Here is a 24,007-nt window from a genome sequence, read left to right as displayed (position 1 = left end):
GCGGGCTCACCGGCCCCCGGCGCCACCGGCCTCCAGGGAGGAAGACGTCATGATCGGCCGCGGCGCGGCGCGACGCGGGTGGGCCGCCGCCGGGGTTTCGGAGCGACCCGTGTGCACCCCGGACGCGGCGCTCAGCCCGGGTCGCGGCGGCGCAGGTAGCGCTCGAACTCGCGGGCGATGGCGTCGCCGCTCGCCTCGGGCAGCTCCGTGGCGTCCTTCTGCTCCTCCAGCGTGCGGACGTACTCGGCGACCTCCGAGTCCTCCTCGGCGAGCTCGTTGACGCCGTGCTCCCAGGCGCGGGCCTCCTCGGGCAGCTCACCGAGCGGGACGGTGACGTCGAGGAGGTCCTCGACGCGGCGCAGCAGCGCGAGGGTGGCCTTGGGGGAGGGCGGCTGCGCGACGTAGTGCGGGACGGCCGCCCACAGCGACACGGTGTCGAGGTCGGCCTTGGCGCAGGCGTCCTGGAGCACCCCGAGGATGCCGGTCGGCCCCTCGTAGCGGGCCGGCTCCAGGTTCAGGGTGTTGACCAGGCCGGCCTCGGACGCGGCGCCGGTGACCGGCACCGGCCGGGTGTGGGGGGCGTCGGCGAGCAGCGCGCCGAGCAGCACGACGTTGCGGATCTCCAGCTCCAGCATCAGCCCGACCAGCTCGCGGCAGAACGACCGCCACCGCATGTTGGGCTCGATCCCGTGCAGCAGCACGACGTCCTTGCCGTTCGGGAGCCGCGCCCATGACACGCGCGTCGTCGGCCAGGTGATGCCGCGGGTCTCGCCGTCGGTCATCTCGACGATGGGGCGGGTGACCTGGAAGTCGTAGTAGTCGTCCGGGTCGAGCTCGGCGATGGGCACCGCCTCCCAGGTCGACTCCAGATGCGCGATGACCCCGCTGGCGGCCTCCCCGGCGTCGTTCCACCCCTCAAAGGCGGCCACGAGCACCGGATCGACGAGTTCCGGCACGCTTTCGAGCTCGACCACGCGCTGCCTCCTTTCGACGCCCAGGTACAGCGTCACCGACGGGGGCCGTCATTCCCGGGGGTCGGGGGCCCCGCTCATGATCGGTGGCTGTCAGCCTACGTCCTGACGGTGACGTACCCCACCCCTCCGGAAGCCAGACCCCGCCCTGTACGCCCGCGGCGGAACCCGGGTCACGATCGGGTCACCGGCAGCGGGGGAGCGGTGTCATTTGCCGCGCGGAGTGGTGTGCACGATGAGCACGTCGCAGGAGGCGCGGTGCGACAGGTTCGCCGGGACGGAGCCGAGGATGCGGCCCGCGAGGCTGTTGAGCCCCCGGTTGCCGATCACCATGAGGTCCACGGGGCGCTCCTTCGCCAGCTTCGACAGCACGTCCACGGCGTCACCCTCGACGGCCTCCTGCTCGATGTCGGTGGCGCCGGCGGCGACGGCCCGCTCCCGCGCGGCCCGCAGCGCGTCGTCGGCGGGCGTGGACCCCTGCACCTTGTAGGCCAGGTCGCCGAGCCGGTCGGCGGCGTTCGCGCGCTCGCGCTCGGGCATGGGGCTGTAGGCGGAGGCGAGCAGGAGGGTGGCGCCCGTGGCGGCGGCCAGCTGCGCGGCCTTGTCGACCGCGCGGAACGAGGAGTCGGAGCCGTCGGTGCCGACGAGGATGATGCGGTACGCGCTCATGCCGTTCCTTACCCGTTAGTAGTCACTGCGGGCACGCTACCGGTCCGCCGTCCCATCCGTCACCGTCTCTTTGCACACCCCGTCCAAGAGGCGCCGGCCCCCCGGAGGGGACGCCCGAGGTGCCCCTTGATCGCATGGATAGGGTGGTTTCCCGGCTCGTACGACCTGTGAGGAGAGTTGTGACTGGTGGCGGCCCGCACGCCGTGCTGTTCGACATGGACGGTCTGCTCATCGACTCCGAGCACGTCTGGCTGGAGGTGGAGTCGGAGGTCATGGCGTGGCTCGGCGGTGAATGGAGCCCCGCCCACCAGGAGCGCCTGGTCGGCGGCTCCCTGTACCTCGCCGTCGACTACATGCTGGAGCTGACCGGGGCGGACGCCCCCCGCGAGGAGGTCGGCCGGCGGATGCTGGACGGCATGGTCGAGCGCCTCAGCGCCTGCGTCCCGATGATGCCCGGCGCCAAGGACCTGCTCGCCGAGGTCCGCGCCGCCGGGGTGACGGCGGCCCTGGTCTCCTCCAGCCACCGGCGGCTGATCGAGCCGGTGCTGGACGCCGTCGGCCGCGAGCACTTCGCGCTCAGCGTCGCCGGGGACGAGGTCGCCCAGACCAAGCCGCACCCCGAGCCGTACCTGACCGCCGCGGCCCGGCTCGGCGCCGACCCCGCCCGGTGCGTGGTCCTGGAGGACTCCCCGAACGGCGTCGCCGCGGCGGAGGCGGCGGGATGCGTCACCGTCGCCGTCCCGGGCCTCCTGCCGATCCCGCCCGCGCCGCGGCGGACGGTGGTCGCCTCGCTGCGCGAGGTGAACCTGGAGCGGCTGCGTTCGCTGGTCGCCTGACCGGGGCGTCCCGTCCCGTAGCGCACCCGCCGCCCGGCCGTGACCTGATACCCGGGAGCCGGTACCCGCGGGGGCGGTCCCTAGGGGACGGGTCCCGCCGCAGGAGGATGACGTCGCGGACGCAAACCGTCCGCGAGAAGGAGCAGGTCCGCCGGTTCGCGTGTGACGATGGAGAGAGCACCGCCGCACGGAATGAGGGGCCGGCATGAGCGACGCAGCCATATTCGCGATCAGTCTCGGGGTGACCCTGGTCGGGTTGGTGATCAGCTGGGGCGCCTACCGCCGCCGGGGCGCGGGGACGGGGCTGCGCGGCGCGGCCCTGTCGCTGGTGCCGCTCGCGGCGGCGATGACGGGCGTGACCGAGTTCTTCGTCGACCTGGCGTTCAGCCCGGTGAAGTGGGCGGGCGTCGCGGTGGCGGGCCTTGCCGTGGTCCTCTATCTGGCGTCCGGAGCGATGCTGAGCCGCCGCGCGGGCACCGGTGACGCCGCCGGGGCCGCCGGGGGCGGCGAGGGGCGCCGCTCCGCGGGCCGCGCCGCCAAGCCCAAGCGGGGGGTCGAGGGGCCCGCGCCCGGCGGTGGCGACCCGGAGATGGCGGAGATCGAGAAGATCCTTCGCAACCGCGGCATCTCCTGACGCCGCGCGGCTCCCGCACGCGTCGTGACGGCGGGCCGGGACGTCCCGGAGGGGGCGTCCCGGCCCGCCGTTTCTGCGCGTCCCGGCCCTGACCTGCGGACGATCAGTCTCAGATCGGACTCAGTACGGTAAAGCTTGCCGTTCCAGACCCCTCCCGAGTTGCCTGTCCGGTCCTCACCGAACGTACTATTCGGGCGATTTGTCCGAAGTGGTACGCGGACGCGTGTTCCCCAGATGACGACGAGATCACAAGTCAGATACGGGTACTTCCTAAGGACGCTTCACGGATGGACAGTCGTGCCCGAAGGACTACGTTTCCCTTCAGCAAACGCGGCGTAACGGGCACGGGGGCAGCGGATGATCTCCGCGACCGCCGGTCACTCGCCGGCGGCATGGCCGAACCAGTGGCCGGACGGTAGGAGGTATCGAGCGTGGCCGCACCCCTAGAGGTGACCGGGTCCGACAGCGAGGCACAACCGGAGGCGGTTCTCGCCGGCGTCGACAGGAAGAAGATCCAGGGACGCTCACTCGGGCAGATCGCTTGGATGCGGCTGAAGCGGGACAAGATCGCTCTCAGCGGCGCCGTCATCGTCTTCGTGCTCATCCTGATCGCGATCTTCGGCCCGTACTTCGTGCAGGACCCGCTGACGTACCACCAGAACCTGATCGACCCGACCTACAACCGGCCGAAGTCCGGGATCTGGCACACGGGCATCAGCGGCGACCACTGGCTGGGCGTGGAGCCCGGCACCGGCCGCGACCTGCTGGCCCGCATCGTGCACGGCGCCCGGATCTCGCTCCTGGTGTCGTTCCTCGCCACCCTGCTGTCGGTGGTCATCGGGACGGTCGCCGGCATCGTCGCCGGCTACTTCGGCGGCTGGGTCGACTACCTGATCAGCCGGGCCATGGACGCCTTCCTGGCCTTCCCCCTGCTGCTGTTCGCGATCGCGCTGGTCGGCGTCGTCTCCGACGGCGCGTTCGGGCTGAACGGCAACGGGCTGCGGATCTCGGTGCTGGTCGTGGTCATCGGCTTCTTCAACTGGCCCTACATCGGCCGCATCATCCGCGGCCAGACGCTGTCGCTGCGCGAGCGCGAGTTCGTCGACGCCGCGCGCAGCCTGGGAGCCCGCAACTCCTACGTGCTCTTCAAGGAGATCCTGCCGAACCTGGTCGCCCCGATCCTGGTCTACTCGACCCTGCTGATCCCGACCAACATCCTGTTCGAGGCGGCGCTGTCGTTCCTCGGCGTCGGAGTGATCCCGCCGACGCCCTCGTGGGGCGCCATGCTGACGCTCGCGGTACCGATCTACTCCTCGGACCCCGCGTACATGATCATCCCTGGTATGGCCATCTTCATCACCGTCCTCGCCTTCAACCTCTTCGGTGACGGGCTGCGGGACGCTCTCGACCCTCGGGCCAAGTGACTCGGGTTCAACCGACCCGTCTAATTGAAGGGGTGCGCCTGCACATGAACAAGATGAGACCGATAGCGGTCTTCGCGGCCGGTGTGGTCGTGGCCGCTGGGCTCGCCGCCTGCGGCGGCGGTGAATCCGGGGGCTCGGGGAGCGGACCCGGGTACAACGCCGGTGTGAACGAGGTCGTCAACAAGTCGGACAAGAAGGGCGGCACGCTCAAGCTGGCCGACTCCGACGACTGGGACTCGCCGGACCCCGGCAACACCTACTACGCGTTCTCCCAGAACTTCGCCCGTCTCTACGGCCGCGGCCTGACCACGGCCAAGGCGGCGGCGGGCAAGGAGAGCCTTGAGATCGTCCCTGACCTGGCCACCGACATGGGCCAGTCCAGCGACGGCGGCAAGACCTGGACGTACAAGCTGCGGACCGGCGTCAAGTACGACGACGGCACCACGGTCACGTCCAAGGACGTCAAGTACGCGATCGAGCGCAGCAACTACACCAAGGAGCTGCAGCTCGGGCCGAAGTACTTCAAGCAGTACCTCGTCGACAACAAGCCCGCCTACAAGGGCCCGTACGACGACAAGAGCGACGAGGGTCTGAAGTCCATCGAGACCCCCGACGACCAGACGATCGTCTTCCACCTGAACGAGCCGTTCCAGGAGTTCGACTACCTGGTCGCGATGTCGCAGTCGATCCCCGTGCCGAAGGCCAAGGACACCGGCACGAAGTACGAGTCCGCGATCGTCTCCAGCGGGCCGTACAAGATCGACAACTACACGCGCGGCAAGTCGATGTCGCTGTCGCGCAACCCGAACTGGAACCAGAGCACCGACCCGCTCCGCAAGGCGCTGCCGGACAAGATCGAAGTCCAGATCAAGCAGAACGCGGACGACATCGACCAGCGGCTGCTGGCCGGCTCGCTGGACATGGACATCACCGGCGTCGGCGTCCAGTCGGGGACGCAGCCGAAGGTGCTGACGCCCGAGCAGAAGCCGTACGTGGACAACCCGGTCCAGGGCTTCCTGCGGTTCATGTCGCTGAACGTGCACGTCAAGCCGCTCGACAACATCCACTGCCGGCTCGCCGTGCAGTACGCGACCGACAAGGTCGCCGCGCAGACCGCCTACGGAGGCCCGCTGGCCGGCGGCGACATCGCCACCACCGTCCTGCCCCCGTCGGTGGACGGCTACTCCAAGTTCGACCTGTACCCGCAGAAGCAGGCCGAGGGCGGTGGCCTCGACCAGGCCACGCTCGCCAAGGCCAAGTCGGAACTGCAGGCGTGCGGCAAGCCGGACGGCTTCACCAGCAAGATCTCGGCGCGGTCGGACCGGCCGAAGGAAGTCGCGATGGCCGAGGCGATCCAGCAGAGCCTCGCCAAGGTCGGCATCAAGGTCAGCATCGTCCAGTTCCCGGCCGGTGACTACTTCAACAAGTACGTCGGCGCGCCGAAGTACGTCCACGACCACGGCATCGGCATGATGATCATGGCGTGGGCGGCCGACTGGAACACCGGCTACGGCTTCCTCTCGCAGATCGTGCACGGTCAGGCGATCAAGCCGTCCGGCGGCAACAACCTCGCCGAGCTCGACGACCCGAAGGTCAACCAGGGGCTCAACGACGCGATCGCCAACCCGGACAAGGCGGCCCGTCTGAAGGCCTACGGTGAGGTCGACAAGGCGGTCATGGGGACCGCCGCCGAGGTCCCGCTGATCTACGCCAAGGCCCTGATGTACCGGCCGAAGCGTGTGACCAACGCGGGCATCACTTACTACTACGGCGGAATGTACGACTACCTCAACATGGGCGTGGAGTGACACTCCGCTTCGTCCGTGCGTCCAGCTGAAGGCAGGTGAAGGCGACGCCCGCCGGCCGGTCCGGGACCCACAGGTCCCGACCGGCCGGCGGGTGGGCCGAGCAATGTGTTCGCATACATAATCCGGCGCCTCATCGGTGCCGTCGTCATGTTGCTGCTGGTCAGCATGGTGACCTTCGGCATCTTCTTCTGGCTGCCCAAGATCGCGGGGCAGACGACCGACCAGATCGCGGCGGCCTACGTCGGTAAGGCGCCGACCGTCGAGGCGATCCAGGACACCAAGGAGCGGCTCGGCCTCGACAAGCCGGTCGTGGTGCAGTACGGCAACTACGTCAAGGCCATCGTGGTCGGCAAGGACTACAAGGCCGGCCCCGTGACCGACCACTGCCCGGCGCCGTGCCTCGGTTACTCGTTCCGGAGCAGCCAGCCGGTGCTGGACACGCTGGTGGACCGCGCCCCGGCCACCCTGTCGCTGGCACTGGGCGCCGCCCTCGTCTGGCTCGTCGCCGGCATCGCCACCGGTGTGGTGTCGGCCCTGCGCAGAGGCTCGGTCTGGGACCGGGGGGCGATGATCGTCGCCTTGGCCGGCGTGTCGCTGCCCATCTACTTCACCGGCCTGGTCTCCCTCGCCGTGTTCTCCTACAGCCTGAAGATCTTCCCGGGCGGCGGCAGCTACATTCCGATCACCTCGAATCCGGTGAAGTGGTTCGAGGCGTTGGTGCTGCCCTGGATCACGCTCGCGTTCCTCTACGCCGCGATGTACGCGCGGCTCACCAGAGCGGGCATGCTGGAAACGATGAACGAGGACTACATCCGCACAGCCCGCGCGAAGGGCCTGCTGGAGAGGACGGTCGTCACCAAGCACGCGCTGCGCGCCTCGCTGACGCCGATCCTCACCATCTTCGGCCTCGACCTCGGCCTGCTGCTCGGCGGGGCCGTCCTGACCGAGAACACCTTCGGGATCCCGGGACTGGGCCAGCTGGCGATCAGTTCGATCAGGGGCGGCGACCTGCCCATGGTGCTCGGCGTGACGCTGCTCACGGCGGCCTCCATCATCGTGATCAACCTGATCGTCGACATGCTGTACGCGATCGTCGACCCGAGAGTGAGGCTGGGCTGATGACCGGCACCGCGCCCGCCGCGGAGACCGCGGGCACCGGCGACGCTCCGAGCGCGTTCCTCGAGGTCCGCGACCTCAAGATCCACTTCCCGACGGACGACGGCCTGGTCAAGTCCGTCGACGGGCTGTCGTTCCAGCTGGAGCGCGGCCGCACGCTCGGCATCGTGGGCGAGTCGGGCTCCGGCAAGAGCGTGACCAGCCTCGGCATCCTCGGCCTGCACAACCGGCGCAACGCCGACGTGTCCGGGGAGATCTGGCTGGACGGCAAGGAGATCGTCGGCGCCCCGCAGTCCGAGGTGCGCCGGCTCCGCGGCCGCGACATGGCGATGATCTTCCAGGACCCGCTGTCGTCGATGCACCCCTTCTACACGGTCGGCCACCAGATCATCGAGGCCTACCGGGTGCACAACGACGTGTCCAAGTCGGTGGCCCGCAAGCACGCCATCGACATGCTCGGCAAGGTCGGCATCCCCAAGCCGGACAAGCGGGTGGACGACTACCCGCACCAGTTCTCCGGCGGCATGCGGCAGCGCGCGATGATCGCGATGGCGCTGTCCTGCGACCCCGAGCTGCTGATCGCCGACGAGCCGACCACGGCGCTGGACGTGACCGTCCAGGCGCAGATCCTGGACCTGATCCGGGATCTGCAGCAGGAGTTCAACTCCGCCGTCATCATGATCACCCACGACCTCGGGGTGGTCGCCGAGCTGTCCGACGACATCCTGGTGATGTACGCGGGCCGCGCGGTGGAGTACGCCTCCGTCGACGACGCCTTCCACAACCCGCTGCACCCCTACACCTGGGGGCTGCTCGGTTCGATGCCGAGGCTGGACCGGGAGCGCTCGGAGCGGCTGATGCCGATCGAGGGATCGCCGCCGAGCCTGATCAACGTGCCGTCGGGGTGCGCGTTCCATCCGCGCTGCCCCTACAGTGACCTCAACGGGGACAAGAGCACGACCGAGCGGCCCGAGCTGGTCGAGGCCGAACCCGGCCACAAGGCGGCGTGCCATCTCCCGCTGGAGAAGAAGCGGCAGATCTGGAACGACGAGATCCGGGCGAAGCTGTGACGAGCACGGGTGGGAACGAGACTGTGAACACAACGAAGACCCCGGCCGACGAGACCCGTACGGCCGCGGAGACCCGCCCCGCGCGGGACGGCGAGCCGCTGCTGGAGGTGGAGAACCTCGGCAAGCACTTCCCCGTCACCGCGGGGCTGCTGCGCCGGCAGGTCGCGGCGGTGAAGGCCGTCGACGGCGTGTCGTTCTCGGTGCGCAAGGGCGAGACGCTCGGGCTGGTGGGCGAGTCGGGCTGCGGCAAGTCCACCACCGGCCGGATGATCATGCGGCTGCTGGACCCCAGCTTCGGCAAGATCACTTTCGAGGGCCAGGACATCACCGCGATGTCGCAGGGGCGGCTCCGGCCGCTCCGCCGGGACATTCAGATGATCTTCCAGGACCCGTACTCGTCGCTGAACCCGCGCAAGACGGTCGGCGCGATCGTCGGGGCTCCCTTCCGGCTGCAGAACCTCGAGGCCAAGCAGGGCGTCAAGAAGGCCGTCCAGGAGATCCTGGAGCTGGTCGGGCTCAACCCCGAGCACTACAACCGCTACCCGCACGAGTTCTCCGGCGGTCAGCGGCAGCGCATCGGCATCGCCCGCACCCTGGCCCTCAAGCCGAAGCTGATCGTCGCGGACGAGCCGGTGTCGGCGCTGGACGTGTCGGTGCAGGCGCAGGTCGTCAACCTGCTGGAGGACCTGCAGAACGAGCTCGACCTCACCTACGTGGTGATCGCGCACGACCTGTCGGTCGTCCGGCACATCTCCGACCGCGTCGCCGTCATGTACCTCGGCAAGCTCGTCGAGCTGGCGGACCGGGCGGACCTGTACGAGCGGCCCATGCACCCCTACACCAACGCGCTGCTGTCGGCGGTGCCGATCCCCGACCCGAGCGAGCGCGGGGACCGCAAGCGGATCCGGCTGCAGGGCGACGTGCCGAGCCCGCTCGACCCGCCGCCCGCCTGCCGCTTCCACACCCGCTGCTGGAAGGCGCAGGACATCTGCAAGCAGGTCGAGCCGCCGCTGGTGGAGCTCAGCCCCGGACACCAGGCCGCCTGCCACTTCCCGGAGAACACCACGGTCAGCGCGACGGACGCGGTCGCCAAGGCCGCGGTGACGCCGGCCGTGGCCCCGGCCCCGGCCGACGACCCGGAGTCCGCGGAGTAGCGCCGACAGGCATGCCCCGCGCATGAGGAAAGGCCCGGCCCCCGCGAGGGGGACCGGGCCTTTCCTCATGGCCGCACGCCCGGGGCTACTCGGTGGAGATGGCCTTGAGGACGTCCATGCGGCCCGCGCGCCACGCCGGCCAGAGGGCGGCCAGCACACCGATGACCGCGGCGACCACAAGGTAGATCCCCAGGGTCCCGTACGGCACGGCGAGGACCCCGAGGCCCTTGTCCGCGAGGGCGTTCTGCAGCGCGGCGCCGAACGCCACCCCGATGCCCATGCCGAGCACCGCGCCGAAGATCGCGATCATGATGGACTCCAGCCGGATCATGCGGCGCAGCTGCCGCCGGGAGATCCCGATCGCGCGCAGCAGCCCGATCTCCCGGGTCCGCTCGATCACCGAAAGCGCCAGGGTGTTGATCACTCCGACGGCGGCGATGATGACGGACATCACCAGCAGGATCGTCAGGAACGTCACGAACCCGTCGACCTGCTTGCGGGCGTCGGCCTTCAGCGACGCCTGGTCGGACACCTTGAGGTTCGGGTAGTCCTTCAGTGCCGACTCCAGCGCGCTCTTCGTCGCCGCCGACGGCGCCGAGGCGTCCACCACGACCGCGGTCACGGCCGGCCGCACCGTGTGCCGCAGGTGCGCCTGCTGGGAGATGAGGCGGGGGCCGATCAGATCGCTCTTGGCGTACACGCCCGTCAGCGTCAGCCGCTCGGTCCGCCCGTCGGTGAACTGCACCGGGACCGCCGCCCCGACCTTCCAGCCGCGGTCCTTCGCGGTGGCCTCGTCCACCATGATCCCGGCGTCGCCGATGTCGGTGCCACCGGAGGTGATCTTCAGCTTGGCCGCCTTGGCGATCACCGCCGCGTCGCCGGACATGTACCACGCCTTCTTGTTCTCGATCTTGGCATCGCCCTCGTAGGTGGGGGACGCGGCGGTCACCCCGGGCGTCGCCCGGACCTGCTGCGCGGCCTCGGCGCTGATGCCGCCCGCGCCCTGGACCTCGACGAGGTAGTCGGCGCCGAACTGCGCGTCGACCTGCTCGTCGATCGAGGCCCGCATCGTCGCGCCCAGCACGTTGACCGTGGTGATCAGCGCCAGCCCGATCATCAGCGCGGCGGCGGTGGCGGCGGTGCGGCGCGGGTTGCGCAGGGCGTTCTGCCGCGCGAGGCGCCCGGGCGGGCCCATCAGCCGCGCGAACGGCGCGCCGAGCACCTTCATGACCGGCACGCTGATCACCGGGGCGAGCATGGCGACGCCGATGAAGACCGCGAACGCGCCCGCGCCCACCGGCACCGCCGGGTTCCCGCCGTTCCCGGCGAGGCCGGCGCCGATGAGGCCCGCGCCCACGAGGGTGAGCAGGGAGCCGAGCGCGATCCGGATCCGCAGCGACCGCTGGGGGAGCGCGACGTCGTCGCGCATCGCCGCCACCGGCGGGATCTTCGCGGCGCGGCGGGCCGGGAAGTAGGCCGACACGACCGTCACCACGATGCCCACCGCGTACGCCCAGATCACCGGGGTCGCGGTGAAGGTCAGCCCGCCGGCCCCGGCGTCGCCCATCTGCGTCTGCAGCAGGGAGGCCAGTCCGGCGCCGGCCGCGAGGCCGAGGGTGGAGCCCACCACGCCCACCGCCACGGCCTCGCCGATCACCGCGCGCGTCACCTGGCCGCGGGCCGCGCCGATCGCGCGCAGCAGCGCCAGCTCGCGGGTCCGCTGCGCGACCAGCATCGAGAACGTGTTGAAGATGATGAACGACCCGACGAAGATCGAGATGAGCGCGAACACGAGCAGGAACGTGCGGAAGAAGCTCATCATCGCGGCGATGTCGCTCTTGGACTCCTCGCGGAGCTTCTCTCCGGTGACGGCCTCCAGGTTCTGCGGCAGCGCCTTGGCGACCCGGTCGCGCAGCTCGCTCTGGGACGGGCCGGTGGAGCCCATCTCGATGTCGCTGAAGTAGCCGGGCTTCAGCATCAGCCGCTGCGCCGTCGGGGTGTCGAAACCGGTGAGGGTCGCGCCCATGAGGTTCCCGGCGTCGACCAGCCCGACGATCCGCATGCGGGCGGGCGGCCCGGCGGTGATGACCCGGGTGGTGTCGCCGACCGCGAGCTTGCCCTTCTCCGCGGTCTTGGCGTCGATGACGACCTCGTCCGGCCCCTGCGGGGCGCGGCCCGACGCCAGGTCGTAGGTCCCGCCCGTCGCCCAGTTCGTTCCGATCTGGGGCGGCCCGTCCTGCGCCGTCCCGACGATCTTCCCGTCCTTGCCGACGACGGCGGCGTACCCGTTGACGTTGCCCTTGGGGTCCTTGACGCCGTCGATGCCCTGCAGGGTCTTCAGCACGGTCGCCGGGACCGGCTGCGCCGCCATCCCGTCGTCGTCGCCCTCGATGACCTTCTTGGCCCGCACGTCGACCGCCACGTTCGTGCCGATCCGGCTGAACAGGTCGTCGAACTGCTTGTTCATACTGTCGGTGAAGATCAGCGTGCCGGCCACGAACGCGACGCCGAGGATCACCGCGACGGCCGTCAGCACCAGTCTGATCTTGTGCGCCGCGAGGTTGCGGAGCGTGACCTTGCCCATCATCGCGCCGACACCCCGGATTCGGGCGTGCTCGCGGGACGGGTGTTGTGGCCGCCGGCGTCGAAGCCCTTCATGCGCTCCAGCACCCGCTCGGCGGTCGGCTCGGTCATGGTGTCGACGATCTGACCGTCGGACAGGAACAGCACCTGGTCGGCGTAGGCGGCCGCGGACGGGTCGTGGGTGACCATCACGATGGTCTGCCCCATCCGCCGCACCGAGTCGCGCAGGAAGCCGAGGACCTCGGCGCCCGAGCGCGAGTCCAGGTTCCCGGTCGGCTCGTCCGCGAAGATGATCTCGGGGCGGGACGCCAGGGCCCGGGCGCACGCCACCCGCTGCTGCTGGCCGCCCGACAGCTCGGTGGGCCGGTGCTTGAGCCGCGGCCGCAGCCCCACCGTGTCGATCACCGCGTCCAGCCACTCCTTGTCGGCCTTGCGGCCCGCGATGTCCATCGGCAGCGTGATGTTCTCCAGCGCGGTCAGGGTCGGCACCAGGTTGAACGCCTGGAAGATGAAGCCGATCTTGTCGCGGCGCAGCCGGGTGAGCTGCTTGTCCTTGAGCCGGGTCAGCTCGGTGTCGCCGATGAGGACCTGTCCGGAGTCCACCGAGTCCAGCCCCGCCATGCAGTGCATCAGGGTGGACTTGCCGGATCCGGAGGGGCCCATGATCGCGGTGAACCGGCCGCGGGGAATGCCGACGGTGACCGCGTCGAGCGCGACGACCTGGGCGTCGCCGCGCCCGTACACCTTCGCGATCTGCTGGGTTCGAGCGGCGAAGTCGCCCGCCCCGGGCGCGTGCTCCGCGCCGGCGGTCGATGGGGCGGTGTTCGTCACGTGTACTCCCGTGGGTGAGTGAGCAGGAATGCGTCCGGACCGCGCCGTGCCCCCGGCGATCCGACTCCCAAAACCCTAGAAGTCGAACAAAGCGGTTTCCTGGACCCCAGGAATGGACTTGCCCGTCCACCCACGGCAGGAGAAGCCCGCCCTCCGTCGTCCTACCGGAGTAGGCCTCCGCCGCCGAAAGCCAGGGGTGCCTCAGGGAACGACCCTGAAACCGGCGCCCCGGCCCGCGCGTCAGCTCTGGCCGGGCCTGCTCAGCCCCGTCTCGTACGCGTACACCACGGCCTGCACGCGGTCGCGCAGGCCGAGCTTGGCCAGGACGTTGCCGACGTGCGTCTTCACCGTGGTCTCGCTCACCACGAGCTCCGCCGCGATCTCGGCGTTGGACTGGCCGCGGGCCACGTGCGACAGCACCTCGCGCTCGCGCTCGGTCAGGGTGTCCAGCCCGGGCGGGGGCGAGGCGTCCCGGACGGCCGGCAGCCGGCTGGCGAACTTGTCCAGCAGGCGCCGCGTCACCGACGGCGCCACGATCGCGTCGCCCGCCGCCACGATGCGGATCGCCTGCACCAGGTCCTCCGGCGGGGAGTCCTTGAGCAGGAACCCGCTGGCGCCCGCCCGGACCGCCTCGATGACGTACTCGTCCAGGTCGAACGTCGTCAGGATCAGCACCCTGGGGTCGTGCGAGGCCGCGCCCTCACGGATGATCCGGCGGGTCGCCTCGATGCCGTCCACCCCCGGCATCCGGATGTCCATCAGCACCACGTCCGGCAGCAGCGACCGGGTCAGCTCCACCGCCACCGCGCCGTCCCCGGCCTCCCCGACGACGGCGATGTCCGCCTCCGCCTCCAGGATGAGCCGGAAACCCGTCCGCAGCAGCGGCTGGTCGTCGACGAGCAGCACCCGCACCGCGGTCATCGGGCAGCCCCCGCCGGTCGCCGTCCCGGACCGTTCATCGTTGCGCTCCTCGCCCTCACCGGACCGCCGCGTCCGCGGCGCTCCTGCCCCAACCTACGGCCTCGCACGGCTCACGGCTCCAGCGGGAACCGGGCCCGCACGCCGAATCCGCCGCCGACCCGCGGCCCGATCTTCAACTCGCCACCGTACAGCGCGACCCGCTCGTACATGCCGACCAGGCCGTGCCCCGGATTGTCCCCGTTGTCGGCCATGAACGTCGCCGTTCCGTGCCCGTCGTCCTCGATCTCCACCGTCAGGTCGCTGGCGCCGTAGTACAGCCGCACCCAGGACCGCGCCTGCGGCCCCGCGTGCTTCAGCGTGTTCGTCAGCGCCTCCTGGATCAGCCGGAACGCCGCCACGTCCACGCCGGGGGACGGCGACCGCGCCTCGCCCTCCATCCACAGCTGGACCGACAGGCCCGTCTCCCGCACGTGCTCCAGCAGCTCGCCGAGGTCGCCGAGGCCCGGCTGCGGCGCCAGCTCCCGGCCCGCCCGCTCGGGATCGCGGTCCGTGCGCAGCACGCCGACGATCCGCCGCATCTCGCTCAGCGCGGTCCGCCCGACCTCCTCGATCGTCGACATCGCCTCGCGCGCGCTGCCGGGGTCCCGGTCGATGATCCGCCGCGCGGCGCCCGCCTGCACGGTCATCACGCTCACGTGGTGCGCCACGACGTCGTGCAGCTCCCGCGCGATCCGGGACCGCTCCTCCACGCGGGCGGCCCGCGCGTCGGTGCCGCGCGCCCGCTCCAGCCGGGCCGCCCGGTCCTCCAGCTCGGCGAAGTACGCCCGGCGCAGCCGCAGGTTGCGGCCCAGCACCCACACGCCGATCACCAGCGCGCAGTCGGTGAACAGCACCTCCGGCGCCACCGATATCGGCAGCACCAGCAGGGAGGTGAGGAAGTAGGCGAACGCCGTCGCGCCGCCGAGCGCGCTCTGCGCCAGCCCCCGGTGCGCCGCCACGCTGTAGACGGCGATCAGGAACGCCACGACGTCCGGCACCGACGGCGGGTAGTGCGCCAGCGTCATCACCAGTTCACCGCCGATGATGAACAGCAGCACCGGCACCGGATGGCGGCGGCGCCACGTCAGCGCCATCGTCACCGCGGTGACCAGCAGCCCGTCCCAGACGTCCGGCGACCGGAAGTGCTCGAAGCCGTCGCCGGCGGGCAGCCTCTCCAGGAACAGCTGTGGCAGCCCCACCGCCAGCACGCCCAGCGCGAGCAACGCGTCGGCCGCCATCGGGCGCGCGTGCAGCCAGGCGCGGACGGCTTGGAGACCACGGATGCGGGGTGACACGACACTCACCCTAGGAGGCCGCGGCAGGTCCCGAGCCCTCCTGAACGCGGATCCGCGGTCCTCCCCAAGGATGACCCGGCCGCGCCGGGGGCGCTACTAGAGATCGTCGTGCTCCCGCGCCCCGGCCCCGGCGCGCGGGTCGGCCCGTCTGGCCTCCTCCAGGTCGGCGGGGGAGGGGCGGTTCACGGGCGCCGCGGGCAGCGGCGGGGGAGTGCCGCCGAACTCCGGGCAGCGCTCCTTGTGGTCGCACCAGTCGCACAGCCGCCCCGAGCGCGCCCGCCACTCGCCGGTCTCCATCGCCCGCCGGATCGCCTGCCACAGCGCCTCCACCTTGCGCTGCGTGGCGCGCAGGTCGGCCTCGTCCGGCTCGTAGCGCAGGATCTCGCCGTTGCCCAGGTACATCAGCTGCAGCAGCCGCGGCACCCGGCCGCGAAGCCGCCACAGCACCAGCGCGTAGAACTTCATCTGGAACAGGGCCCGCGCCTCGAAGTCGGCCCGCGGAGCCGTCCCGGTCTTGTAGTCCACGATCCGCACGTCGCCGCTGGGCGCCACGTCGACGCGGTCGATGTACCCGCGCAGCTTCAGCCCCGAGTCGAGCACCGTCTCCACGAACAGCTCGCGCTCGGCCGGCTCGAGGCGGCGCGGGTCCTCCAGGGTGAAGTACCGCTCGACCATCCGCCGTGCCTGCGCCAGCCACTCGGCGTGCTCGGCCTCGCCGTCGGCGCCGTCCTCGAACAGCTCGGCCAGCTCCGGCTCGGCCTCCAGCAGCCGGTCCCACTCCGGCGCCAGCATCTCCAGTGCCGCCGCCGGCGTCCGCGCCCCGGTCGGCAGGTCGAACAGCCGCTCCAGCACCGCGTGCACCAGCGTCCCCCGCACGGCCGCGGCGCTTGGCCGCTCCGGGATCCGGTCGATCACCCGGAACCGGTACAGCAGCGGGCACGTCATGAAATCGCCCGCCCGCGACGGCGACAACGACCCGACCACCACCGCCGCGTCCCCCGCGCCTCCGCCCGCCTCCGCCGTGCGCGCGGACGGTACGGACGCCCTGCCTCCCGCTCCGATGCCACCCGCCTCGGTGCTGCCCGCCTCGGTCGTCGTCATGGCACAGCAGCGTAGGTGACACCCCCGACGGAAATCCCGCACCCGCCGCCGCGCGCCCGGCGGAGGCCCGGTACCGCCGCCGGGGCCGTAGCATCGGGGGCGTGACACACAGCGCGCCCCCGACCGAGGACAGGACCCCGGCCGGCGGCCCCGGGCCCGACGACGACCGCCCCGCACGCCCCGGCCTGCTCATGGGCCGCCTGTTCGGCGTGCCCGTCTACGTCTCGCCCAGCTGGTTCCTGGTCGCGGTCCTCGTCACCGTCATGTTCGAGGGCCAGGTCCACGACGTCGTCAGCCCCCCGCTCAGCTACCTCGTCGCCTTCACCTACGCCGTCCTGCTCTACGGCTCGGTGTTCGTCCACGAACTGAGCCACGCCGTCACCGCGCGCGCCTTCGGCCTTCCCGTCCGATCCGTCACCCTCCACATCCTCGGCGGGGAGACCTCCATCGAGCGCGAGGCCCCCACCCCCGCCCGCGAGTTCCTCATCGCCTTCGCCGGGCCGCTGGTGAACCTCGTCCTCGCCGGGCTCGGGCTGCTCGTCCACGCCGTCGTCCCCCTGCCCGAGGTCGCGCTGCTGCTCGTCGAGGCCCTCACCTTCGCCAACCTCCTGGTCGGGCTGTTCAACCTGCTGCCCGGCCTCCCGCTGGACGGCGGCCGCCTCGTGCGCGCCGTCGTCTGGAAGGTCACCGGACGCAGCCGCAGCGGCGGCGTCTTCGCCGGCTGGGTCGGCCGCGGCGTCGCCATCGCCTGCCTCGTCGCCGGCGCCTACCTCGCCACCTACAACACCGGCGAGGGCGGCGGCATCGGCTGGCTCGCCCTGCTGTGGTCGGCCCTGGTCGCCTCCTTCATCTGGGTCGGCGCCACGCAGGCCATCCGCGCCGAGCGCGTCCGCGACCGCATCCCGCTGCTGTCCGCGCGCCGCCTCGCCCGCCGCGCCACCCTCGTCACCGCCGACGTCCCGCTCGCCGAGGCCGTCCGCCGCGCCCGCGAGGACCAGGCCGGCGCCATCGTCATCGCCGACCACGACGGAAGGCCCCTCGGCCTCGTCAGCGAGAAGGCCGTCACCGCCACCCCCGAGCACCGCCGCCCCTGGGTCAGCGCGGGCGACGTGTCGCGGGGCGTCGACGACGGCCTCACCCTGCCCGCCGACCTGTCCGGCGAGGATCTGGTCGAGGCACTGCGCCGCGCGCCCGCCTCGGAGTACCTTCTCGTGGAGCCCGACGGGCGCGTCTACGGCGTCCTCGCGGTCGCCGACGTCGACCGCGCCTTCGCCGGCATCTGACCCGCTCCCGCGGGGCGGCGCCGCGGCCCGACCTGCCCGCGCCCGCCGCTAGCCTTGACCTCCATGAGCGAACCCCGACCCGACGGCCCCGCCCCCTCGCCCGGCCGCATCCCCCACGGCCCGTTCCGCCCCGGCGACCAGGTTCAGCTCACCGACCCCAAGGGCCGGATCAACACCATCACGCTCCAGCCCGGCAAGGTCTACCACTCGCACAAGGGCTCGGTCCCCCACGACGACATGATCGGCAGCCCCGAGGGGAGCGTCTTCCGCTCCACCGGCGGCATCGAGTACCTGGCCTTCCGCCCGCTGCTCGCCGACTTCACCCTCCGCATGCCGCGCGGCGCCGCCGTCGTCTACCCCAAGGACGCCGCCCAGATCATCGCGATGGCCGACATCTTCCCCGGCGCCCGCGTGGTCGAGGCCGGCGCCGGGTCCGGGGCCCTCAGCTGCTTCCTGCTGCGCGCCGTCGGCGAGCGCGGCCTCGTCTCCTCCTACGAGCGCCGGCCCGACTTCGCCGACATCGCCCGCGCCAACGTCGAGAAGTTCTTCGGCGGGCCCCACCCCGCCTGGCGCCTCACCGTCGGCTCCCTGGAGGACGCCCTCGCCGAGGCCGACGTCGACCGCGTCGTGCTGGACATGCTCGCGCCCTGGGAGACCCTCGACGCCGTCGCCAAGGCCCTCGTCCCCGGGGGCATGGTCTGCGCCTACATCGCCACCACCACCCAGATGTCGCGGGTCGTCGAGGACCTGCGCTCCCACGGCCGGTTCGCCGAGCCCTACGCCTTCGAGACGATGCTGCGCTCCTGGCACGTCGACGGGCTCGCCGTCCGGCCCGACCACCGCATGGTCGGCCACACCGGTTTCCTCGTCACCGCGCGGCGCCTCGCCGACGGAGTGGCCCCGCCCGCCCGGCGCCGCCGTCCCGCGAAGGGCGCCCACCCCGTGACCGGCGACGCCGCGCCCTCGCCCGGCGCCGCGCCCGGGGATCCCGCCGAGTCCTAGATCACATTCCGTCGGCGCCCCTCCACCGGACTCGGCAAACGCCGTGCCACGACACGCCCGGGATGCCGAACCCGCAGGTCCAGACGTCGTAAGCCCCCGACCCCCGCCACCCCCACAGAACCCCTGCCAACCCTCCCGGAAGACCCCCGCACGACACGAACACCGAATGGGCAGGTTACGGAAGCCCTCCAGATAGGTAGGGTCTCAGTAGGTCGTCGGCTCTCTTCGTGAGGAGGTGGCGGGGCGTGGCCGCTCGTGACGATGCTGGGGCGCGCAGGGCGCAGCACGAAAAGGAGGTCAGGGACCTCCAGACGCAGATTTCCTTCCTGGAGGAGGAGATCTCCGTGCTGCGCCGGAAGCTCGCGGAATCCCCGCGCCAAGTACGTGTGCTGGAAGAACGCCTCCATGAGGCACAGGCCAACCTGGCCGCCGTAACCGGTCAGAACGAGCGTCTCGTAGCGACCCTCAAAGAGGCTCGCGAACAGATCGTGGCGCTCAAGGAGGAGGTCGACAGGCTCGCACAACCACCTTCCGGATTCGGTGTCTTCCTGGACGCGCGCGACGATGGAACGGTCGACATCTTCACCGGCGGGCGCAAGCTGCGTGTCAACGTCAGCCCGGCCGTCGACGTCGACGAACTTCAGCGCGGCCAGGAGGTCATGCTCAACGAGGCCCTCAACATCGTCGAGGCGCTGAAGTTCGAGGAGCAGGGCGAGGTCGTCATGCTCAAGGAGCTCTTCGACGACGGCGAGCGCGCCCTGGTCATCGCGCACGCCGACGAGGAGCGCGTCGTCAAGCTCGCCGAGCCGCTGCGCGGCGTCCCGCTGCGGGCGGGCGACTCCCTGATGCTCGAGCCGAGGTCCGGTTACGCCTACGAGAAGATCCACAAGGCGGAGGTCGAGGAGCTCGTCCTCGAAGAGGTCCCCGACATCTCCTACAACGAGATCGGCGGCCTCGGATCGCAGATCGAGATGATCCGCGACGCGGTGGAGCTGCCCTACCTGCACGCCGACCTGTTCCGTGAGCACCAGCTGCGGCCGCCCAAGGGCGTGCTGCTCTACGGTCCGCCCGGCTGCGGCAAGACGCTCATCGCCAAGGCCGTCGCGAACTCGCTCGCCAAGCAGGTCGCGGAGAAGACCGGCCAGGAGGGCAAGAGCTTCTTCCTCAACATCAAGGGCCCCGAGCTGCTGAACAAGTACGTCGGCGAGACCGAGCGGCACATCCGCCTGGTCTTCCAGCGGGCCCGCGAGAAGGCGTCCGCCGGGACCCCGGTCATCGTGTTCTTCGACGAGATGGACTCCATCTTCCGCACCCGCGGCTCGGGGGTCTCCTCCGACGTCGAGAACACCATCGTCCCTCAGCTGCTCAGCGAGATCGACGGCGTCGAGGGCCTGGAGAACGTCATCGTGATCGGCGCGTCCAATCGCGAGGACATGATCGACCCCGCGATCCTGCGGCCGGGCCGGCTGGACGTCAAGATCAAGATCGAGCGGCCGGACGCCGAGGCCGCCAAGGACATCTTCTCCAAGTACATCCTCCACGGACTGCCGCTGCACCCCGACGACCTCAAGGAGCACGGCGGTTCCACCGAGGCCACCGTCGAGGCGATGATCCAGCGCACCGTCGAGCGCATGTACACCGAGAGCGAGGAGAACCGCTTCCTGGAGGTCACCTACGCCAACGGGGACAAGGAAGTCCTGTTCTTCAAGGACTTCAACTCCGGCGCGATGATCCAGAACATCGTCGACCGTGCCAAGAAGATGGCCATCAAGCAGTTCCTCGACACCGGCCAGAAGGGCCTGCGGGTGACTCACCTGCTGGCCGCCTGCGTCGACGAGTTCAGTGAGAACGAGGACCTGCCCAACACCACCAACCCCGACGACTGGGCCCGCATCTCCGGCAAGAAGGGCGAGCGGATCGTCTACATCCGCACGCTCGTCTCCGGGACCAAGGGCTCCGAGGCCGGACGCTCCATCGACACCGTCGCCAACACCGGCCAGTACCTGTAACCCCCGGCCTTGACGCACACGCGCGGCGGTCCCTGCACCCAGGGGCCGCCGTGCGGGTGTGCCACGCCACGGGCGCCGCGAACAGCGGGCCCCATGACTCCACCCTCCCGGCCCCGATAGGCTCGACGATATGAGTGTGCGGCGGGTGATGGGCATCGAGACCGAGTACGGCATCTCCGTACCCGGGCAGCCAGGGGCCAACGCGATGGTGACCTCCTCCCAGGTCGTCAACGCCTACCTGGCGGCGTCGGCGGCACGGGCCCGCAGGGCCCGCTGGGACTTCGAGGAGGAGAACCCGCTCCGAGACGCCCGCGGCTTCGACCTCGCCCGCGAGGTCGCCGACCCCACGCAGCTCACCGACGAGGACCTCGGCCTCGCCAACGTCATCCTCACCAACGGCGCCCGGCTGTACGTCGACCACGCCCACCCCGAGTACTCGGCGCCCGAGTGCACCAACCCGCTCGACGCCGTCATCTGGGACAAGGCGGGCGAGCGCGTGATGGCCGACGCCGCGCGGCGCGCCGCGCTCGTCCCCGGCACCCACCCCATCCAGCTCTACAAGAACAACACCGACAACAAGGGCGCCTCCTACGGCTGCCATGAGAACTACCTCATGCGCCGCGAGACGCCCTTCGCCGACATCGTCCGGCACCTCACCCCGTTCTTCGTCTCCCGCCAGGTCGTCTGCGGCGCCGGCCGCGTCGGCATCGGCGTGGACGGCCGCGGCGACGGCTTCCAGATCAGCCAGCGCGCCGACTTCTTCGAGGTCGAGGTGGGGCTGGAGACCACCCTCAAGCGGCCGATCATCAACACCCGCGACGAGCCCCACGCCGACCCCGAGAAGTACCGGCGGCTGCACGTCATCATCGGCGACGCCAACATGGCCGAGCTGTCCACCTACCTCAAGCTCGGCACCACCTCGCTCGTCCTCGCCATGATCGAGGACGGCTTCCTCACCGTCGACCTCTCGGTCGACATGCCCGTCGCCGCGCTCCGGGCGGTCTCCCACGACCCGTCCTGCAAGCACCTGCTCACGCTGCGCGACGGCAGGAAGATGACCGCGGTCCAGCTCCAGATGGAGTACCTGGAGCAGTCGCGCAAGTACGTCGAGGACCGGTTCGGCGTGGACGTGGACGAGATGACCAAGGACGTCCTCGACCGCTGGGAGTCCGTCCTGCACCGCCTCGGCGACGACCCGATGCAGCTGTCCCGCGAGCTCGACTGGGTCGCCAAGCTGTCTCTGCTGGAGGGCTACCGCAGCCGCGACGGCCTCGACTGGTCCCACCCGCGCCTGCAGCTCGTCGACCTGCAGTACACCGACATCCGGCCCGACAAGGGCCTCTACAACCGCCTGGTGGACCGCGGCCGCATCGACCGGGTCGTCACCGAGGCGCAGGTCCAGGCCGCCGTCGAGGACCCGCCGGAGGACACCCGGGCCTACTTCCGGGGCCGCTGCCTGCGTCAGTACGCCGAGTCCGTCGCCGCGGCCTCCTGGGATTCGGTGATCTTCGACGTCCCCGGCCGGGAGTCGCTGCAGCGCGTGCCCACCCTGGAGCCCCTGCGCGGCACCAAGCAGCACGTGGGCGCCCTCCTGGACCGCTGCCGCACCGCCGCGGACCTCGTGGCCACCCTGACCGGCCAGGGCTGAACGGGGCCGAGGGCGCCGCACACGCGCCTGAGGGCCCCGCTCGCGCGTCCGCTGGAGGGCTGGACGGTCCGAGCACGGCCGGCGCCACCGAACGGCCGTGCCGGGTAACGGGCCGGTTTCGTGGCCGCTTTGCCCGTTTCGGTGGGCGGTGGACCGGCGATAACCCGAGCATGCCCCCGGCCCTCGGGCGGAGACGGCGAAACGGACCCGAGACTTCCGCGCACCGTCGAAGATCGGAGATAGGGTCGGAGGCACCGGCAGAGCGGAGGTACGGAATGGCCACGAAGGACACCGGCGGTCAGAAGCAGACCACCCGGCGCACGGAAGAGGTCGAGGAGACCGAGGCCACGACCACCGAGGACGTGCAGGAGCGCCAGGAGAAGCTCACCGACGACGTGGACTCGATCCTGGACGAAATAGACGAGGTGCTGGAAGAGAACGCCGAGGACTTCGTCCGCGCCTATATCCAAAAGGGCGGACAGTGAACCCCGAATCGGGCGGATCGGCCACATAGCGAATCGCCGTTTCTTCGGAGCGGAACTCCAACTTGACACGGTAGTGAGGACATGGGTGGGCCCGGCGGCCCGCCCATGTTCGCGTGTCCGTGCTCGTGCGCGCCGGGCGCGGGCGCGCCGGGTTCGCCGTGGGCTGATCGGACCGGTGATCGGGCGGCATGCGCGCGGGCGACCTTGAACAGTAGGGTCGTAGAGTCCGCGCCGGTGGGAATGTCGAAGCCGGCGCCATGGTGGAGGGGAAGGGAGTCGCGTGGCGTCCCACGATTCGCACACCGGACGTCTGCCGGGGTTGTTCGCGAGCCCGGATACGTCGTCGTTCACGGAGTTCCTCGGGGCGTACTCGCCGGAGCTGCTGCCCGGCAGGCGGACGCCGCCGTCCTCGCGGGCGGGCGAGGACATCCCGCACGGGACGACGATCGTCGCGGTCGGATTCCCCGGCGGGGTGGTGATGGCGGGCGACCGGCGGGCGACGGCGGGCAACGTCATCGCGCAGCGCGACATCGAGAAGGTCTTCCGGGCCGACGAGTTCTCCGCGATCGCGATCGCCGGCACGGCCGGGATCGGGATCGAGATGGTCCGGCTGTTCCAGGTGGAGCTGGAGCACTACGAGAAGCGCGAGGGCCGGACGCTGTCGGTCGAGGGCAAGGCGAACCGCCTGGCGACGATGGTGCGGCAGAACCTGGCGATGGCGATGCAGGGACTGGCGGTGGTGCCGCTGTTCGCGGGCTACGACGAGGAGCGGAACGAGGGGCGGATCTTCTCCTACGACCCGGCGGGCGGCCGCTACGAGGAGCGCGACTTCCACTCGATCGGCTCGGGGTCGGTCTTCGCGCGCGGCGCCCTGAAGAAGCTCTACCGGCCCGAACTGTCGGCGCAGGACGCCGCGCTGGTGTGCGTCCAGGCGCTGTACGACGCGGCCGACGACGACTCGGCGACGGGCGGGCCCGACCTGACGCGCCGGATCTTCCCCGTGGTGGCGTCGGTGACGGCGGACGGGTACCACCGGTTCGGCGAGGACGAGGTGGGCGCGCTGGCGCAGGCCGTCGTCGACGCACGTTACGACTCGCCGGGCGGCCCGACCGCCCCGCTGCGATAGAA

General features: G+C 70.9%; 20 protein-coding genes. 13 read left to right on the top strand and 7 right to left on the bottom strand.

Going from position 1 to position 24,007, the window contains the following annotated elements; all coding sequences use genetic code 11:
• Nucleotides 1–131: 131 nt before the first annotated feature.
• Entirely contained in the window at nucleotides 132–974 is an 843-nt protein-coding gene (locus BJ999_RS22820; RefSeq protein WP_089313456.1) for a PAC2 family protein, read from the bottom strand.
• Between the two features lie 204 nt (nucleotides 975–1,178).
• Complete coding sequence (locus BJ999_RS22815) at nucleotides 1,179–1,640, bottom strand: universal stress protein (protein WP_179835175.1); 462 nt, start codon at nucleotides 1,638–1,640, stop codon at nucleotides 1,179–1,181.
• Nucleotides 1,641–1,819: 179 nt separating this feature from the next.
• On the opposite strand from BJ999_RS22815, the gene BJ999_RS22810 reads away from it, so the two are divergent.
• The 7 genes from BJ999_RS22810 (at nucleotide 1,820) to BJ999_RS22780 (ending at nucleotide 9,682) form a co-directional block, all read left to right on the top strand.
• Nucleotides 1,820–2,476, top strand: coding sequence for an HAD family hydrolase (locus tag BJ999_RS22810; RefSeq protein WP_229810313.1), 657 nt, complete (start codon nucleotides 1,820–1,822; stop codon nucleotides 2,474–2,476).
• Between the two features lie 205 nt (nucleotides 2,477–2,681).
• Complete coding sequence (locus BJ999_RS22805) at nucleotides 2,682–3,110, top strand: hypothetical protein (protein ID WP_179835173.1); 429 nt, start codon at nucleotides 2,682–2,684, stop codon at nucleotides 3,108–3,110.
• A 431-nt stretch (nucleotides 3,111–3,541) separates the two neighbouring features.
• The gene (locus BJ999_RS22800) at nucleotides 3,542–4,534 is read left to right on the top strand and encodes an ABC transporter permease (protein WP_179835172.1); all 993 of its coding nucleotides are present in this window, start codon (nucleotides 3,542–3,544) and stop codon (nucleotides 4,532–4,534) included.
• A 44-nt stretch (nucleotides 4,535–4,578) separates the two neighbouring features.
• Nucleotides 4,579–6,342, top strand: coding sequence for an ABC transporter substrate-binding protein (locus tag BJ999_RS22795; protein WP_179835171.1), 1,764 nt, complete (start codon nucleotides 4,579–4,581; stop codon nucleotides 6,340–6,342).
• A 105-nt stretch (nucleotides 6,343–6,447) separates the two neighbouring features.
• Nucleotides 6,448–7,461 carry an ABC transporter permease gene (locus BJ999_RS22790; protein WP_179835170.1) on the top strand — a complete coding sequence of 338 codons (1,014 nt, stop codon included), beginning with the start codon at nucleotides 6,448–6,450 and terminating at the stop codon, nucleotides 7,459–7,461.
• A complete protein-coding gene (locus tag BJ999_RS22785) occupies nucleotides 7,461–8,528 on the top strand; it encodes an ABC transporter ATP-binding protein (RefSeq protein ID WP_179835169.1) in 1,068 nt (355 codons plus the stop codon). Before BJ999_RS22790 ends, BJ999_RS22785 begins: the two co-directional genes overlap by 1 nt.
• Before the next feature lie 23 nt (nucleotides 8,529–8,551).
• Nucleotides 8,552–9,682, top strand: a complete 1,131-nt coding sequence (locus BJ999_RS22780; RefSeq protein WP_179835168.1) for an ABC transporter ATP-binding protein — start codon at nucleotides 8,552–8,554, stop codon at nucleotides 9,680–9,682.
• An 85-nt stretch (nucleotides 9,683–9,767) separates the two neighbouring features.
• On the opposite strand, the gene BJ999_RS22775 is transcribed toward BJ999_RS22780, so the two are convergent.
• The 5 genes from BJ999_RS22775 to BJ999_RS22755 form a co-directional block, all read right to left on the bottom strand.
• The gene (locus BJ999_RS22775) at nucleotides 9,768–12,269 is read right to left on the bottom strand and encodes an ABC transporter permease (protein WP_229810314.1); all 2,502 of its coding nucleotides are present in this window, start codon (nucleotides 12,267–12,269) and stop codon (nucleotides 9,768–9,770) included.
• Nucleotides 12,266–13,096 carry an ABC transporter ATP-binding protein gene (locus tag BJ999_RS22770; RefSeq protein ID WP_179835167.1) on the bottom strand — a complete coding sequence of 277 codons (831 nt, stop codon included), beginning with the start codon at nucleotides 13,094–13,096 and terminating at the stop codon, nucleotides 12,266–12,268. Before BJ999_RS22770 ends, BJ999_RS22775 begins: the two co-directional genes overlap by 4 nt.
• Nucleotides 13,097–13,336: 240 nt before the next feature.
• Nucleotides 13,337–14,017, bottom strand: coding sequence for a response regulator (locus tag BJ999_RS22765; protein WP_179835166.1), 681 nt, complete (start codon nucleotides 14,015–14,017; stop codon nucleotides 13,337–13,339).
• A gap of 110 nt (nucleotides 14,018–14,127) precedes the next feature.
• Nucleotides 14,128–15,351: a sensor histidine kinase gene (locus tag BJ999_RS22760; protein ID WP_179835165.1), complete on the bottom strand. Its 1,224-nt coding sequence runs from the start codon at nucleotides 15,349–15,351 to the stop codon at nucleotides 14,128–14,130.
• A gap of 96 nt (nucleotides 15,352–15,447) precedes the next feature.
• Entirely contained in the window at nucleotides 15,448–16,452 is a 1,005-nt protein-coding gene (locus BJ999_RS22755; protein WP_179835164.1) for a RecB family exonuclease, read from the bottom strand.
• 101 nt (nucleotides 16,453–16,553) lie between these two features.
• On the opposite strand from BJ999_RS22755, the gene BJ999_RS22750 reads away from it, so the two are divergent.
• The 6 genes from BJ999_RS22750 (at nucleotide 16,554) to prcB (ending at nucleotide 24,005) form a co-directional block, all read left to right on the top strand.
• Nucleotides 16,554–17,735, top strand: a complete 1,182-nt coding sequence (locus tag BJ999_RS22750; RefSeq protein ID WP_229810315.1) for a site-2 protease family protein — start codon at nucleotides 16,554–16,556, stop codon at nucleotides 17,733–17,735.
• Nucleotides 17,736–17,798: 63 nt separating this feature from the next.
• On the top strand, nucleotides 17,799–18,737 hold the full coding sequence (locus BJ999_RS22745) for a tRNA (adenine-N1)-methyltransferase (RefSeq protein ID WP_179835163.1): 939 nt from the start codon (nucleotides 17,799–17,801) through the stop codon (nucleotides 18,735–18,737).
• 245 nt (nucleotides 18,738–18,982) lie between these two features.
• Nucleotides 18,983–20,746, top strand: coding sequence for a proteasome ATPase (gene arc, locus BJ999_RS22740; protein ID WP_179835162.1), 1,764 nt, complete (start codon nucleotides 18,983–18,985; stop codon nucleotides 20,744–20,746).
• Between the two features lie 130 nt (nucleotides 20,747–20,876).
• Nucleotides 20,877–22,394 (top strand): depupylase/deamidase Dop, encoded by a 1,518-nt coding sequence (gene dop / locus BJ999_RS22735; RefSeq protein ID WP_218935179.1) that lies wholly within the window; start codon nucleotides 20,877–20,879, stop codon nucleotides 22,392–22,394.
• A gap of 275 nt (nucleotides 22,395–22,669) precedes the next feature.
• A complete protein-coding gene (locus BJ999_RS22730; protein ID WP_021593619.1) occupies nucleotides 22,670–22,879 on the top strand; it encodes a ubiquitin-like protein Pup in 210 nt (69 codons plus the stop codon).
• Nucleotides 22,880–23,159: 280 nt separating this feature from the next.
• The gene (gene prcB, locus BJ999_RS22725) at nucleotides 23,160–24,005 is read left to right on the top strand and encodes a proteasome subunit beta (RefSeq protein ID WP_179835161.1); all 846 of its coding nucleotides are present in this window, start codon (nucleotides 23,160–23,162) and stop codon (nucleotides 24,003–24,005) included.
• The last annotated feature ends 2 nt before the right edge of the window (nucleotides 24,006–24,007 follow it).

This window comes from Actinomadura citrea (assembly GCF_013409045.1).
Taxonomy (GTDB): domain Bacteria; phylum Actinomycetota; class Actinomycetes; order Streptosporangiales; family Streptosporangiaceae; genus Spirillospora; species Spirillospora citrea.
Note: the sequence above shows the minus strand (reverse complement) of the source record. Positions and strands in the feature narration are given on the sequence as shown.

Excerpts from the sequence above, each read along its gene's own strand:
- BJ999_RS22785 (WP_179835169.1), top strand. The coding sequence starts at position 7,461 with ATGACCGGCACCGCGCCCGCCGCGGAGACCGCGGGCACCGGCGACGCT.
- dop (WP_218935179.1), top strand. The coding sequence starts at position 20,877 with ATGAGTGTGCGGCGGGTGATGGGCATCGAGACCGAGTACGGCATCTCC.
- BJ999_RS22730 (WP_021593619.1), top strand. The coding sequence starts at position 22,670 with ATGGCCACGAAGGACACCGGCGGTCAGAAGCAGACCACCCGGCGCACG.
- BJ999_RS22815 (WP_179835175.1), bottom strand. The coding sequence starts at position 1,640 with ATGAGCGCGTACCGCATCATCCTCGTCGGCACCGACGGCTCCGACTCC.
- BJ999_RS22765 (WP_179835166.1), bottom strand. The coding sequence starts at position 14,017 with ATGACCGCGGTGCGGGTGCTGCTCGTCGACGACCAGCCGCTGCTGCGG.
- BJ999_RS22755 (WP_179835164.1), bottom strand. The coding sequence starts at position 16,452 with ATGACGACGACCGAGGCGGGCAGCACCGAGGCGGGTGGCATCGGAGCG.
- BJ999_RS22795 (WP_179835171.1), top strand. The coding sequence starts at position 4,579 with ATGAACAAGATGAGACCGATAGCGGTCTTCGCGGCCGGTGTGGTCGTG.
- BJ999_RS22805 (WP_179835173.1), top strand. The coding sequence starts at position 2,682 with ATGAGCGACGCAGCCATATTCGCGATCAGTCTCGGGGTGACCCTGGTC.
- BJ999_RS22775 (WP_229810314.1), bottom strand. The coding sequence starts at position 12,269 with ATGATGGGCAAGGTCACGCTCCGCAACCTCGCGGCGCACAAGATCAGA.
- BJ999_RS22745 (WP_179835163.1), top strand. The coding sequence starts at position 17,799 with ATGAGCGAACCCCGACCCGACGGCCCCGCCCCCTCGCCCGGCCGCATC.